At 69.6% G+C, this 13,882-nt stretch carries 9 protein-coding genes; 7 read left to right on the forward strand and 2 right to left on the reverse strand.

From position 1 onward, the window contains the following. Nucleotides 1-435: 435 nt before the first annotated feature. The 7 genes from HUA76_RS29745 to HUA76_RS29775 all read left to right on the forward strand — a co-directional run bounded on the left by HUA76_RS29745 (nucleotide 436) and on the right by HUA76_RS29775 (nucleotide 9,963). Nucleotides 436-2,307, forward strand: a complete 1,872-nt coding sequence (locus tag HUA76_RS29745) for a glycoside hydrolase family 18 protein (RefSeq protein ID WP_174456399.1) — start codon at nucleotides 436-438, stop codon at nucleotides 2,305-2,307. Nucleotides 2,308-2,615: 308 nt separating this feature from the next. After that, nucleotides 2,616-3,143 carry a fruiting body spore coat protein U gene (pru, locus tag HUA76_RS29750; protein ID WP_174462732.1) on the forward strand — a complete coding sequence of 176 codons (528 nt, stop codon included), beginning with the start codon at nucleotides 2,616-2,618 and terminating at the stop codon, nucleotides 3,141-3,143. Between the two features lie 18 nt (nucleotides 3,144-3,161). Next, a complete protein-coding gene (locus HUA76_RS29755; protein ID WP_174462733.1) occupies nucleotides 3,162-3,941 on the forward strand; it encodes a molecular chaperone in 780 nt (259 codons plus the stop codon). Further along, complete coding sequence (locus HUA76_RS29760) at nucleotides 3,938-6,271, forward strand: fimbria/pilus outer membrane usher protein (RefSeq protein WP_174462734.1); 2,334 nt, start codon at nucleotides 3,938-3,940, stop codon at nucleotides 6,269-6,271. The genes HUA76_RS29755 and HUA76_RS29760 overlap by 4 nt, the downstream gene beginning before the upstream one ends. Further along, nucleotides 6,255-6,719 (forward strand): spore coat U domain-containing protein, encoded by a 465-nt coding sequence (locus tag HUA76_RS29765; RefSeq protein WP_174456403.1) that lies wholly within the window; start codon nucleotides 6,255-6,257, stop codon nucleotides 6,717-6,719. The genes HUA76_RS29760 and HUA76_RS29765 overlap by 17 nt, the downstream gene beginning before the upstream one ends. Before the next feature lie 145 nt (nucleotides 6,720-6,864). Continuing rightward, complete coding sequence (locus HUA76_RS29770; protein WP_141645243.1) at nucleotides 6,865-8,541, forward strand: isovaleryl-CoA dehydrogenase; 1,677 nt, start codon at nucleotides 6,865-6,867, stop codon at nucleotides 8,539-8,541. Nucleotides 8,542-8,712: 171 nt separating this feature from the next. Further along, on the forward strand, nucleotides 8,713-9,963 hold the full coding sequence (locus HUA76_RS29775) for a HAMP domain-containing sensor histidine kinase (RefSeq protein ID WP_217440407.1): 1,251 nt from the start codon (nucleotides 8,713-8,715) through the stop codon (nucleotides 9,961-9,963). A gap of 86 nt (nucleotides 9,964-10,049) precedes the next feature. On the opposite strand, the gene HUA76_RS29780 is transcribed toward HUA76_RS29775, so the two are convergent. Both HUA76_RS29780 and HUA76_RS29785 read right to left on the reverse strand, forming a co-directional pair. Continuing rightward, on the reverse strand, nucleotides 10,050-11,462 hold the full coding sequence (locus HUA76_RS29780; RefSeq protein WP_174462736.1) for a hypothetical protein: 1,413 nt from the start codon (nucleotides 11,460-11,462) through the stop codon (nucleotides 10,050-10,052). 168 nt (nucleotides 11,463-11,630) lie between these two features. Continuing rightward, on the reverse strand, nucleotides 11,631-13,577 hold the full coding sequence (locus HUA76_RS29785) for an erythromycin esterase family protein (RefSeq protein ID WP_174462737.1): 1,947 nt from the start codon (nucleotides 13,575-13,577) through the stop codon (nucleotides 11,631-11,633). Nucleotides 13,578-13,882 lie beyond the last annotated feature (305 nt).

Consider the following 13,882-nt stretch of genomic DNA (forward strand, 5'->3'; position numbering starts at 1 on the left):
GGCGCCCAACCCCTGGGGCTCGATACACCCGAGACAGCCCTGACACCCCGCCTCCAGAAGCCCCCGCGCGGAGCGGACGTGCGCGAGCCGCGGGGGCCGCCCGCGCAGGTCCAGCCGTCCATGCAGCTGGAGCGCGGGTACCGGAGCCCGCCGGGCTGCCCCGTCATCGCCCTGCTTGTGCCCCGGCTCCTCGTACCCGGAGCCCTCGTACCGAGACGCTTCTGAGCATGTAAGGGATTGGTACTAGTCCTTTCCTCCAATTCCCTTGCGCAGTGTCTCCTCGCGAGCCCCCTCGGGGACAGGCGGGCGTTGCTGACACGGGCTGCTCACCCCAGCTTGCCGCGTGGCCCGTCCATCCCGGACAGGCTTCGAGCCCCGGACTTCCGCCACGCCTTGCGCGAGCGCGGTGCCCGGCCGGTCTCGAGAGGAGCACACATGAAGAGGTGGGTGGGTTGGGTATCCTTGGGGATGGCCTTGCTGTGGGCCTGGGGCGCGAGCGCGACGGAGCAGGAGCCACAAGCCCCCGCGAACTCCGACACGTTCGCCACGAACTGGATCTACCGCGATGCCATGGAGTCGCCCTGGTTCGACTACTCCTGGGCGACGCATTCACTCAGGGCCACCTCGCCCGTCGCGGAGGGGCAGTATTCCATCTCCGCGACGATGCGCAGCGAGGAGGCCCTGTACTTCTACACGTCGCCGCACGTCGCCGACGCGGGAGCCACCTTCGTCCTGCGCGTCCACGGAGGCACGGCGGGGACGGGCGCGGTGGTGCGCGTCAGGGCCTACGCCGACGACACGCTGACGACCGGCACGGAGCTGGGGCCGCGCTGCACCGGGGGACGCATCCTGGCCAACACCTGGGTGACGTGCACCGTGCCGTTCTCCGCCCTCGTCACCCCGGGTGCGCGAATCAAGGGACTCGTGCTCCAGGAAGGGCGCGGGGTGACGCTGCCCACGCTCTACTTCGACTCGCTGCGCGCGGAGGGACTGCGCATCCCGTCCCCCGTGGTGGTCTCCCTCAACCCCGCCTCCCTCTCGATGACGGCCGGAACCTCCCGGACCTTCATCGCCACGGTGACGGGGAGCACGAACACGGCGGTGACCTGGTCCGTCCTCGAGGGCGCGGCGGGCGGCTCCATCACCACCTCGGGCCGCTACACCGCGCCCAGGACGCCAGGCACGTACCACGTGGTGGCCACCAGCGTCGCGGACCCCACGCAGTCCGCGTCGGCTCCCGTCAGGGTCACCCCCGCACCGGCCAGCGGGCTCTGGGTGTCGGGCTACTACACCGGCTGGAACGCGGACCTCTATCCTCCGGAGAAGGTCGACTTCAGCGCGATGACCCACATCGTGGTCGGCCGCGTCACTCCCAATCCCGACGGCACGGTGAACACCCAGTTCGACAATGACAACGGCCCCGCCATCGCCCGCACCCTCTCCACGCGGGCCCACGCGGCCAACCGCAAGGCCATCATCATGGTGGGAGGCTCCGGCGAGCATGACGGCTGGGTGGGCGCCGCCTCCAATGCCAACCGCGCCCGCTTCGTGAGCAACCTCCTGGCCGCCATGGACAGCTTTGGCTACGACGGCCTGGATATCGACTGGGAGCCGGTGGAGGCCGCCGACAAGCCCTTCCTGCTCGCGCTGGTGCGAGAGCTGCGAACGGCCCGTCCCGGCATGCTCCTCACCTTCCCCATCAACTGGATCAACTCCAACTTCCCCGAGGACGCCGACCCGTGGTTCCTAAACCTGGTGCCCTACCTGGACCAGATAAACGTCATGTCCTACGAGATGACGGGGCCGTGGGGCGGGTGGACCTCCTGGTACTCCTCCGCCCTGACGGGAGAGTCGGGCACCCACCCCACCTCGGTGGCGTCCAGCCTGAATGCCTGGGTGGCCGCGGGAATCCCGAAGGCGAAGCTGGGCATGGGGTTGCCCTTCTATGGAATGGCCTGGCGCAACATCACCGGCCCGTATCAGCCCTACACGGACTGGTCCGACTACGTGGGCAGCGACAATGACTTCACCTACGGGCGCATCCTCGCGTTGACCGCCACGGGTGGGGTGTACCACTGGGACTCCGTGGCGCAGTCCAGCTACGTCACCTTCGCCACGCCCGTGGTGGATGGCACCGTGCGCTGGATTTCCTATGACTCGCCGCAAGCGATTGCCGCCAAGGGCGCCTATGCGCGCGCCAACGGCTTCGGCGGCACCATCATCTGGACCCTCAACCAGGGCTGCACCAACCCCGTGACGGGAGCCAACCCTCCACTCGACGCGGTGAAGGGCGCCTTCCTCCCCTAGCCCGGGGAAACGCACCACCCTGAGTGGGTAGCCGACAGCCTCCTCGGCCCCGCACCGGAGACCTCCCCTCGGCCCAGGCCCTGTTGGCCGCTGGACCGAGGGGATGCCCTCCATGGACAGGTGAGCGCCTCGCAGTGAATGCCCCGGCTGGCGCGGCTCCGGGTCTGCCACCCAGCACACGCATCAAGCGTGCGGTGAGCGGGGGCCACCAGTCTGGCCGCCTTGGCGCCCACGAGGTTGGCGCCCAGTCTGCAATGGCCAGACGCCAACCGGGATGCACCGGTCTTCTCGCAGCTGGAGCTGTCCACATGAAAACCCTGAAGAGTGCCATTGCCGCGACCGCCGTCGCGGCCTCCCTCGCCGTCGCGTCTCCCGCAGACGCGGCCACCGCCACCGCCAACCTGACGGTGACGGCCACGGTGAACTCCGCGTGCAGCATCAACGCCGGCTCGCTCAACTTCGGCAACTACGACCCGGTGCTCCTCAACGGCAGCGCGGGCGTGGACCTTCTCGGCACCGGGACGCTGACGGTGCAGTGCACCCTGCTGAGCACCGCGGTCGTCACGCTGGGCCAGGGCGCGCACGCCAACACGGGCTCCACGGATGCGGTGCCGCTGCGCCGGATGCTGCACACGACGTCCACCGACTACCTGTCCTATTCGCTGTACCAGGACCTGACGCGACTGGTGGTCTGGGGCAACACGCCCGGCACGGGCCTGCCGTACATCGGCACGGGGCTGTCCACGCCGGTGACGGTCTTCGGCACCGTGCCCAGGGGACAGAACGTTCCCTCCGGCACCTACAACGACACCGTCGTCGCCACCATCACCTTCTAACGGAAAGACCTCCCTCTCATGCGCCTCCGTCCTTCCGCCTGGTCCCGATGTCTGGGATTGATGGCCGTCCTGAGCGGGGTCCTTCCCGGGACGGGACACGCCGCGTCGCTCGAGGTCAATCCCGTCCGGCTCGAGCTGGAGACCGGAGCCCGGGGCGTGGTGGTCACCGTGAGAAACCAGGGCACGGAGACCACGCGCTTCCAGGCCTCGGTCCACACCTGGGTCCAGGATGAAGAAGGGCGCATGACGTTGGAGCCGACGCGGGAGCTGTTCTTCTTCCCGTCGATGCTGACGCTGGAGCCGGGGGAATCCCGCCCCATCCGGGTGGGCATTTCCTCGGCGCCGCGAGACACGGAGCGCTCCTTCCGACTCATCGTCGAGGAGCTGCCTCCGCTCGCGCCGGCTCAACCCTCCATGGGCCTGAAGATTCTCACCCGCGTCTCCCTCCCCGTGTTCGTCGCGCCCAGGCACAAGGACGTCCAGGGCCGCGTCGAGGACGTGGACCTGCGCCAGTCCCGGTTCCACTTCCGCGTGAGGAACCCGGGCACGGTGAACTTCTTCATCCGTCAGACGCGGGTGCGCGGCCTGGATGCCCAGGGCCAGCGACTGGTGGAGAAGGACCAGGTGGGCTGGTACGTGCTGCCGGGCGGCTCGCAGGTGTTCGCGCTCGACACCTCCGCCGAGCACTGCCAGCGGATCCGCTCGCTGGAAGTGGAGGTGGAGACGGACCGGGGCGTGTTCCGCCACAGCGCCCCCGTCACCGCCGCCGCGCCCTGTGGACCCACGCCGTCGCCATGAGCCGATTCCAGAAGTCGGCGGCCCGGGGCGCGCTGGCCCTGGCGCTGGCGTGCGCCTTCAGCCTGGTGCCCTGGCGCGCGTCCTCGGACGAGCCCGAGCGCGTGGTTCCCATCGTGGTGGAGTTCACGCTGAACGGCGTCCCCCGAGGTGACGTCTTCCCGCTGGTGAGAGGCACGGACGTGCTGCTGCCCGCGGCCACACTGGAGGCGAACGGGGTCGACCTGACGCGGCTGGGGGCGCGCCTCGAGCGCATCGAGGGTCAGGATTATGTCTCGCTGCAATCCCTGGCACCCCGGGGCCGGTTCGAACTCGACGAGCGCACCACCTCCCTGCACTGCGAGCTGCCTTCCACCGCCTTCGTACCGACGCGCATCGACCTGGGCACCGCGCCCCCCGAAGGCTACGCCGTCACCGGCAGCCCGAGCGGGTTCATCAACTACGCCGCGCACCTGCGCAACACGCGGCTGGCGCTGTTCGGCGAGGTCGGCGCGTCGGTGGGCCGGGGCCTGTTGACCACCCAGGGGCGGTGGAGTCCTGGCACGACACCGCTGCGCGGACTGACCCAACTGTCGGTGGATTTTCCGGAGGTCATGGTGCGCGCCCTCGCGGGTGAGGCCACCGGCCTGGGCGGCGTGCTCGGCGGAGGCGCGGTGGTGGCGGGCCTGCACGTCATGCGCTCCTTCGAGCTCAACCCCTACTTCGTGCGCAACCCCGTGCAGGACCTCGCGGGCGACGTCACCACGCCCTCCACCCTGGAGATCTACGTCAACAACCGGCTGGTGCGCCGCACCGAGCTGCCACCGGGCCCCTACCGGCTGGAGAACCTCACCGTGCCCCGGGGCGAAGGCACCGCGCGCTACGTGGTGCGCGATGCCTTCGGACGCGTCAGCGAGGTGGATGCGTCGTACTCGCTGGGCGCGCAATTGCTGTCGCCCGGCGTGGCGGACTACCACCTGTCGCTGGGCGTCGAGCGGGAGTCGCCCGGCACGCGCAGCTTCGACTACGGACGACCGCTGCTGCTGGGCACCTTCCGCATGGGCGTGACGCCCTGGTTGACGCCGGGCGTGCGGCTGGAAATTTCACCGGACCTCTTGAGCACCGGCGCGGTGCAGTGGTTCCAGCTGCCGCTCGGAGAGCTGGAGGTGTCCCAGGCCGTGAGTCGCTCCGAGCGACACACCGGCGTGGCGGCCGGCGCGGCCTGGTCCGTCCAGGGGCGGTGGCTGGGAGGGTCGGTCTTCGGCCGGGCGATGAGCGCGCGTTATGCGCACAGCAGCCTCGCCCCGGACACGGCGCACCCGTTGGTGGAGTCGGGGGGCAACCTCTTCGTCGCGCTGGGCCGTCGGGTGAGCGTGGGCGGACAGGCGCTGGTGACGCGCTGGAGGACACGCGGCTGGTCCACCTGGTTGAGCGCATCCACCTCCGCGCAACTGACCGAGCGGACCCTGATTTCGTTCTCCGCCAGCCGAGGCCAGTTGCTCCTGGGCCCCTCCACGCTGGAAGGCATGGTGTCCCTGAACGCCATCCTCGACCCGAGGACGACGGGCTCGCTGGGCCACATCCAGAACCGGGGAGGCGGCATCACCTCGGTGGATGTCTCACGCGGTGTCCCCGTGGAAGGCGGACTGGGCTTCCAGGTCCAGGGACAGACGGGCCTTCACCACCAGGCCCTCGGCCGCGTCGACTACGAGACGAACGTGGGCCGCGCCTCGGGCGGCCTGGAGTGGCGCCAGGGCGTGCTGGTGGCCGCGGCCGAGGTCTCCGGGGGGCTGGTGGCGCTCGGGGGCCGCGTTCGCCCCACCCGCGCGGTGGACCAGGGGTATGCGCTGGTGCGCGTGGAGGGCGTGGAGGGCATCGGCGTGAGGCTCGACAACCACCTCATCGGCCGGACGGACTCGCGCGGTGAGCTGATGGTGACGCGGCTCCAGTCCTACGGGGCCAACCGACTGTCGCTGACGGACGAGGACCTGCCGCTGGAGGTCTATCTCAGGACGACGCAGAAGCTGGTGGCGCCGTGGCGGCGCGGCGGCGTGGTGCTCGACTTCCAGGTGGACAGGGTGCGCGCGTTCCGAGGCCGGCTGGTGCTCGCCGACGACACGGCCCGGCGGACACCCGCGCATGGCGAGCTTCAAGTCGACGTCGCGGGTGCGCGCGTCAGCTCCCCCGTGGGCAGGAATGGCGAGTTCGAGCTGGTGGACCTCCCCGCCGGCAAACACACGGCCACCGTCATCTACCCCGGGGGACGTTGCGCCGCGACGCTGGACGTCCCATCCCTGGCGGGCGAGGTCATCGACCTGGGAACGGTGAGGTGCGTGGATGAGGATGCGCGGTGACCTGGCGCTCATGCTGGCGGGCCTGTGCGGGCTGCTCTCCGCGAGCGCCCGGGCTTCGTGTGAGATTCGCAACGTGGTGGGCCTGCGCTTCCTCAACTACACCCCCACCTCCACGCTGCCGCTCGACACCACGGGGAGCATCACCTTCCGGTGCAGCCTCATCCAGCTCACCCCTGTCACCATCGACCTGAGCCAGGGTGGCTCCAACAACTACGCGTTCCGGCGCATGCAGGGCCCGTCCTCCAGAACCCTCGTCTACAACCTCTACCTGGACGCCACCCGCCTGAGCATCTGGGGCAATGGACTGTCCGGCACGTCCCGCTATGGGCCGGTCCTCCCCTTGCTGGGCCAGGACATCACCGTCCCCATCCATGGCCGCGTCCCCGCCCAGCAGAGCGTGCCGGCGGGCAGCTACTCCGACACGCTGGTGGTGACAGTGACCTTCTGACCCGCGAGCGGCGCTCCATGGCCCCGTGCTCGCGCGGGCGTGCGAGTCGCCAGGAGCCGCTGGGACGCAGGGCATGCGCCCGGGGAGGCGCTCCGGCGCGGACGTTGCGCTCGCGGAGCCTGGGCCGCTCGCCTATCCTCGCACCATGAGTTCTTCCGACCCCATCGCGACGACCTTCGTCACCCATGAAGTCACCAATCAGGCGCCCCCCCTGGTGTACGATGCCTGGAAGACAGACCTCCCGCTGCGCGAGGCCGTGGCACGCGAAGGCGGAGGCTGGGCGGAGGCGGACATCGCGAAGTACGGCCCGCTCGCGGGCGGCGAATTGATGCAACTGGGCTTCACCGCCAACGAGAACAAGCCGAAGTTCAAGCCCTTCGACCGCTATGGCAACCGGCTGGACGAGGTGGAGTTCCATCCGGCCTACCACCGCATCATGGAGGCGGCCGTCGCCCACGGCATCCCCAACTTCGCGTGGCGACACGAGAAGACGGTCGGTGCCCACGTCGCGCGGATGGCGCTCTCCTATCTGCACAACCAGGCCGACCAGGGGACCAGCTGTCCGCTGACGATGACGTACGCGTGCGTGCCCACGTTCCGGGCACACGCGGGGCTCGCGGAGAAGTGGCTGCCGCTCGTCACGTCCACCACGTACGACTCGCGCTTCCAGCCCTCCGAGCAGAAGAAGGGCGTCACCATCGGCATGGGCATGACGGAGAAGCAGGGCGGCTCCGACGTGCGCAGCAACAGCACGCGCGCGCACCAACTGGGCGCGAAGGGGCCGGGCAATCCCTACGCGCTCGTGGGGCACAAGTTCTTCTTCTCCGCGCCCATGAGCGACGCCTTCTTCGTCCTGGCCCAGGCCGAGGGCGGCCTGTCGTGCTTCCTGCTGCCGCGCTTCACGCCGGAGGGCACGCGCAACGCCATCCGCATCCAGCGGCTCAAGGACAAGCTGGGCGACTGGAGCAACGCCAGCTCGGAGGTGGAGTTCCAGGGCGCGGTGGCCTTCATGGTCGGCGAGGAAGGCCGGGGCGTGGCGACCATCCTGGAGATGGTGGCCCTCACGCGGCAGGACTGCATGATTGGCTCCAGCAGCCTGATGCGTCAGGCGCTCGTGCAGGCCATCCACCACGCGCGGCACCGCAAGGCGTTCGGCCGGCGGCTCATCGAACAGCCGCTGATGATGAACGTGCTCGCGGACCTGGCGCTCGAGTCGGAGGCCCACACCGTGCTGACGGCGCGCGTGTCCCGCGCCGTGGACGCAAGCCACCGCGACGAGCGCGAGGCCGCCTTCGCGCGCATGGCCACCGCCGTGGGCAAGTACTGGGTGTGCAAGCGCGCCCCCACCTTCGTCAACGAGGCGCAGGAGTGCCTGGGCGGCGCCGGCTACGTCGAGGAGTCCAACCTGGCGCGGCTGTACCGGCAGGCGCCCCTGAACTCCATCTGGGAGGGCAGCGGCAACATCCAGTGCCTGGACGTGCTGCGCGCGGCCACCCGAGAGCCCGCCAGCCGCGAGGCCCTGTTCCAGGAGCTGATGGCGGCCCAGGGCGGCCACCCCGCGCTCGACGCGGAGCTGGCGCGCATCGCCAAGGACTTCTCGGACACCGCCACGCTGGAGACGCGCTCGCGCTTCGTCGTGGAGCGGCTCGCCCTGGCGCTCCAGGCCTCCCTGCTGCTGCGCGCCGGCAACAGCCAGGTCGCCGATGCCTTCTGCGAGTCCCGGCTCGGAGGCGCGCACGGCAACTGCTTCGGGACCCTGCCCGCCCACGCTCCGATGAAGGCCCTCATCGAGCGGGCCTTCAGCGAAGGCGCCGTGAGCTGACCTGGGCGACGCGCGCGCCCTCCGGAAGTCAGGCCCCCTGCCTGCCCGTACGCCCTGTCCCGGCCCACACCGCCGGGCAGGGAGGCTTCCGCCCCGCCCATCGCCACTGGGGGAAGGTGGCGCCTTCGTCTACTGGACGAAAGGGTGAGACAGCCGCTTGCATGGCGACAATTGCGTGTTCTCCTAGGTGGCTGGAAGCGGGGCACCTTGGGCGACAACCACGACCACCTTCTGAACTCCGGTAACGGAGCCATCACCTACTCGAGAGGTGAACACTCCCGTCGGGACACGGAGGACCAGCTCCGTCTGCTCATCTCGAGCGTCACGGACTACGCCATCCTGACGCTGGACGTGCGCGGCTACATCGCGAGCTGGAACCTGGGGGCGGAGCGCATCAAGGGCTACCTGGCCGAGGAAATCCTGGGCCAGCACTTCAGCCGCTTCTACCCGCCCGAGGACGTCGCCTGGGGCAAGCCCGAGTGGGAGCTGGAGTCCGCCATCCGGCTGGGCCGGTTCGAGGACGAGGGCTGGCGCATCCGCAAGGACGGGACGCGGTTCTGGGCCAACGTCGTCATCACCGCCCTCTTCGATGAGACGGGAGAGCTGCGCGGCTTCGGCAAGGTGACGCGGGACTTCACCCAGCGCAAGCACGCCGAGGAGACGCGAGAGATGGAGCGGCTGCGCGAGGCCCTGCACGCCCGCGACGAGTTCCTGTCCGTGGCCTCACACGAGCTGAAGACGCCGCTCACGCCCCTCCAGCTGAAGCTGTCCGCCATGCGCCGCACCGCCGAGAGCAACCCCGAGGCGCTCGTGGCGGACGGACGACTGGCCCGGGAGCTCGCCGCGGCGAGCGGTCAGGTGCGCAAGCTCGCCGACCTCATCGATGACCTGCTGGATGTCTCGCGCATCAACGTGGGCAGGCTCCCGCTGGAGCCGGCGCGCATGGACCTGTCCGCCCTGGTGCGGGATGTCACCACGCGCTACGAGGCCCAGGCCGCCGCCGCGGGGTGTCGCCTGGAGCTCGAGCTCCCCACCAGCCTGGAGGGGATGTGGGACCGGCGGCGGATGGACCAGGCCGTGACGAACCTGGTCACCAACGCCATCAAGTACGGCGCGGGCAAGCCCATCCGCCTGAGCCTGAGCGCCGACGACACCACCGTGGTGCTCACCGTGCAGGACGAGGGCATCGGCATCGCCCCCACGCAGCAGCACCGCATCTTCGAGCGCTTCGTGCGCGCCGTCTCCGAGCGCAACTACGGCGGCATGGGACTGGGCCTCTTCATCACCCACCAGATTGTCGAGGCCCATGGCGGGAGCATCCAGGTAGAGAGTCAGCTGGGACGCGGCTCGACCTTCACCCTCCAGATTCCCATGACGAGACTGCCGACGACGGGCGGCCCGGGGATGAGCACCCGCGCCTGAGCGGCGAGCGCGTCCGTGACACCAAGGCCCCGACGCGCCAGCCCTCGGTCGAGGCTGGCGCCGGACAGGCGTGAAGGCGGGGCCTGCTACTGGAAGCTCACCTTGCCGTCGCGCTGGTAGCAGACGTGCGGCGTGCTGTCCGTCGGGCGGACCGCCACGCTCGGACGTGAACCCTCCTGCACCGTGCCCAGTTGGGTATAGGTCCAGAAGCCCCGCGCATCCGGGGTGATGAGCTCCAGCTTCGTCCCATGGCGCTGGGCGATGAAGACCTTGCCTCCGCCGTAGGTCATGTCGTTCGAGTCGTTCTCGAAGTCGACCGGCGAGGTGGCCAGGGTGCTGGACGTGATGGGCGCCTTCACCGTGATGTCCTGCAGGGCGCTCCTCGCGCCGTCGACGCCGCCACTGGACAGGAGCAGCAGGTGCTGGCTCGGCCCCCAGACCGCGGAGAGCCACAACGTGTTCTCCAGCGTCACACCGTCCAGACGGGTGCGGTCGGTGGCCGCGCCGGGCCTCACGCTCACGTAGGTATCCGAGCTGGAGTTCGCATTGGACGGGATGTACAGCGTGCCCGAGGCGTCGAAGTTGACGTCGCCCATGAGGATCGACATGTTGTGCTGCGCGATGCCCCAGGTGCCCGGCGCCGTCCGGGTGGCGACGCGGACTCCCGTCCCGGCCGAGCCATCGCTGAAGACGACGGTGGGCTGCAGGCCCTGGTTGGGATTGAGCGCGACGCTCACCCGCGTATAGGACGTGCGGTTGGTGGGTTCGACTTCCTCGCGAACCCAGCTGCCATTGACGCGCGTGGCGTAGTTCATCCGCCAGTTGGCCGCCGTCGTGCCGGGCAGGCCCGGCCCCTTGAGATAGACGACGTGCGGCGTCCCGCTCGCCACGTCCAGCGTCAGGGCGATGTTCCAGTTCAGCACGTAGGTGCCGCCGTTGTTGAAGCCCGGGCCATCAATCTGCTCCGTCGTCCACGTCGTGCCGTCCCAGGTCGCGTACCACAGCCCCCGGTGGGTCTCGTTCGTGTAGACGAGGTGCCCCTTGCCGGCGTTGTCGAAGGCCAGTTCGCAGAGCACACCCGTCACGTCCGGCCCCGCGTCCACCCCCGTCACCGGGACGACGACGGCGGAGGCCACCACGCTGAAGTTGAACGAGCCCTCGGCCGTCTTCCCCGACTCCGTCTCCACGGAGACGGACAGGGACGCCGTCCCCTCCTTCGGCAGCGTCCACGTGACGCGCTCGGCTTCGGCCGCGACGACGCCGGCGTTGGCGCTCCAGCGCACGGCCTTGAAGACCTCACCGGCGGCGGTGACCTTGAAGCGCTCCTGCGTCCCCTCGACATAGGGGCCCTCGCCCGTCTCGCGCTCGATGAGCAGCACCACCGTTCCGGTGCCGTGCGAGTCGATGACCTCCGCCTTCTTCTGCTCGCTGTCACACGCGGCGAACAGCGTCGTGCTGCCCACCAGGAGAATCCACGAAACCACCATCTTCTTCAGCATGACCCGTACTCCCCGTCGATGAGGTCCGACGAACCCCTGCCCGTCGGACCGGAGCCGTACTCGCTCCATGCAACGCATCAACGAGACGGCCTCACGGAAGTCTTATGAAAAGCGAGACATGCCGAAAGAAAGTCATGGAAGGAGCCCGACACAAGGGCGGGCGTGCCCTCACGGCGCGCCCTGCGCCTGCTGTCCTGGAGGTTGACGCCTGCCCGTGGGAGTGGAGACCGCCGCGTGGGTGTGGTCCACGAAGAGCAGCCCGTCATAGGCGGACGCGGCTCGGATGGACCGGGGCTGGATGGCCTTGCTGTAGACGGCACCATAATTGCGAGTGTACCGGGGCTGCAGGAAGAACTCCGCCGCGCCGCCGCCGCGCGGCAGGCTCCGCAGGTCGAGCGCGAACGCGGACACCTGAGCCTGGGCGAGCGTTCCATCAAGCCAGCCGATTTCCGCGGGAGGGAGGGTATGGGCAGTGAGACCCCGTCGCGGCTCGTTCGGCTCGCTCGGCACGTGCACGGCCTGGAACGCTCCCTGATTGAAGGCGAAGCCAAAGACATACAGTTGCTGACCGAGGGCCTCGCGCAGGTGCTGCCCCATGGGCGTCACCGCGTCGCGGCCCGTGGCGGCGACATGACCGTTGTGCGCCCAGAGCACCATCCGGGCCTCGGGGCCCTCGTGCTCGAGAATCCAGCGTGCGTTCTCCGCCATCGCCCGGTCCCGGAGGTTGTCATCGGAGAGCTGGCCCACGACGGTTTCGGCGAACTGACCGAGCACCCTCGCGTGGCGAGCCACCAGCGCCTGGGCCTTCGCGGAAGCCTTGCGTGGGGGGAGCTGACGCAGGCGGGCCTCGATGTCCGCGACGAGCCCCGCGAGCACCTGGCCGGTCTCCACCTTGCGAAGCGCGGGGCCCTGCCGCGGGTCGAGGAACGGCGCCATCGGCCCGGCGAGTCGCTGGTGGAAGGCGGGGGCCACCTGGGCGAAGAAGTCGAGGACGGCCCGCGAGGAGGCGGCGGTGGCCTGCATGTCCACGCCGTAGAACTTGAGCTTCCTGGCGTGGCGCGGGTCGGCGTTGTAGGCGCGCATCCACCGGATGAGGGCCAGCACCTCCTCGGTGTCCCAGGTCCAGAAGTAGAGGCTCGCGAGGCCCTTCGCCGGGTCGCCCTTGCCGGTGAGGACGTACTCGTTGAGCGCGAGCGCCTCTCCGAAGCTGGCTTCAATCGCGAAGACGGTGAAGCCCAGCTCCGTGGCGAGGAACTCCAGCATCCGGTGTTTGAGCTGGAAGAACTCGCGGGTGCCGTGTGTGGCTTCACCCAGTGCCACGATGCGGGCCTCGGTGAGCCACGGCTTCAGCGATTGCAGGTCGGCGAACCCATGTCCCGCCTCCACTGAAGTGAGCGGCACCAGGGACTGCTTCACCCACGACACGACCTCCGGAGATGGCGGCGTGGTCTCCGGGAGCGCCAGCGCGGTGAAGTCCGCCACCGTCACGGACTTGTTGACCGCGATTTCCAGCGAGCGCCCCATGGGCATGAAGCCCTCGGCGTGGACGGCGGCGCCATACCCACCGACGGGCAGGGCCACCTCGTAGTCGCCGCTCGCATCCGTCTGGACGTAGAGCATGTCGCCCAGGAAATCGCTGTAGCGTCCCAGGAGCAGCCACACGCCCGCGAGCGGCTTGCCCGACTCCGACTTCACGCTCCCTCGGAGGACCTGCGTTGGCGGAGCGAGCACCACGTCGAGCTGGCGCGGGGCCTCGCTGGCCGTGAGCTTCACGTCCATGAGGAAGCCCGCCTCGTAAGCGGTCGCGCTGACGGTGAGGCCATACTGGCCGGAAGGCAGGTCAGCGAAGTGGAAGCGGCCATCCGGTCCCGTGCGCATGCGAGCCGCCGGGGGTGCGAGGTCCGGGTTCCAGTCCTCACGGGCGGGAACGAGCGCGACCACGGCGCCCTCCACGGGCGTGTTCGTGGCGCTCCGGACCCGGCCGTCCACCGTGACGGTGGCGACAGCGGGGGCTGCCTTCTCGGCGGGAGCGACCGAAGGGACCGGAACACGTGGCGTGCCGGAGCCGGCGCACGCGAGGGAAAGCATCAGGCACAGCAGGCGAAGGACTTTCATGCGGACCTCGGGACGAACGACGGGGGTGCGGCCAGGACGCGAAGGGCGCACGAGCCCCAGCACGTCCAACGTGAAGTGACTTCGGGATGGATGACGGGGGTGCGGCCAGGACGCGAAGGGCGCACGAGCCCCAGCACGTCCAACGTGAAGTGACCTCGGGATGGACGACGGGAGTGCGGCCGGGACGCGAAGGGCGCAGAAGGCCCAGCACGTCCGGCGCGAATGGACATCAGGATGAGGCGGGGCGCGGACCTCCTTGGGAGGAGGCGCTCACCGGTGACAAACGGCGACAGCGCGCGAGTACT

The organism is Myxococcus sp. CA056 (assembly GCF_013336715.1).
Taxonomy (GTDB): domain Bacteria; phylum Myxococcota; class Myxococcia; order Myxococcales; family Myxococcaceae; genus Myxococcus; species Myxococcus llanfairpwllgwyngyllgogerychwyrndrobwllllantysiliogogogochensis.

Coding starts and splice junctions, on each gene's coding strand:
- HUA76_RS29770 (WP_141645243.1), top strand. CDS start 6,865: ATGAGTTCTTCCGACCCCATCGCGACGACCTTCGTCACCCATGAAGTC.
- HUA76_RS29765 (WP_174456403.1), top strand. CDS start 6,255: ATGAGGATGCGCGGTGACCTGGCGCTCATGCTGGCGGGCCTGTGCGGG.
- HUA76_RS29745 (WP_174456399.1), top strand. CDS start 436: ATGAAGAGGTGGGTGGGTTGGGTATCCTTGGGGATGGCCTTGCTGTGG.
- HUA76_RS29755 (WP_174462733.1), top strand. CDS start 3,162: ATGCGCCTCCGTCCTTCCGCCTGGTCCCGATGTCTGGGATTGATGGCC.
- HUA76_RS29760 (WP_174462734.1), top strand. CDS start 3,938: ATGAGCCGATTCCAGAAGTCGGCGGCCCGGGGCGCGCTGGCCCTGGCG.
- HUA76_RS29785 (WP_174462737.1), bottom strand. CDS start 13,577: ATGAAAGTCCTTCGCCTGCTGTGCCTGATGCTTTCCCTCGCGTGCGCC.
- HUA76_RS29780 (WP_174462736.1), bottom strand. CDS start 11,462: ATGCTGAAGAAGATGGTGGTTTCGTGGATTCTCCTGGTGGGCAGCACG.
- pru (WP_174462732.1), top strand. CDS start 2,616: ATGAAAACCCTGAAGAGTGCCATTGCCGCGACCGCCGTCGCGGCCTCC.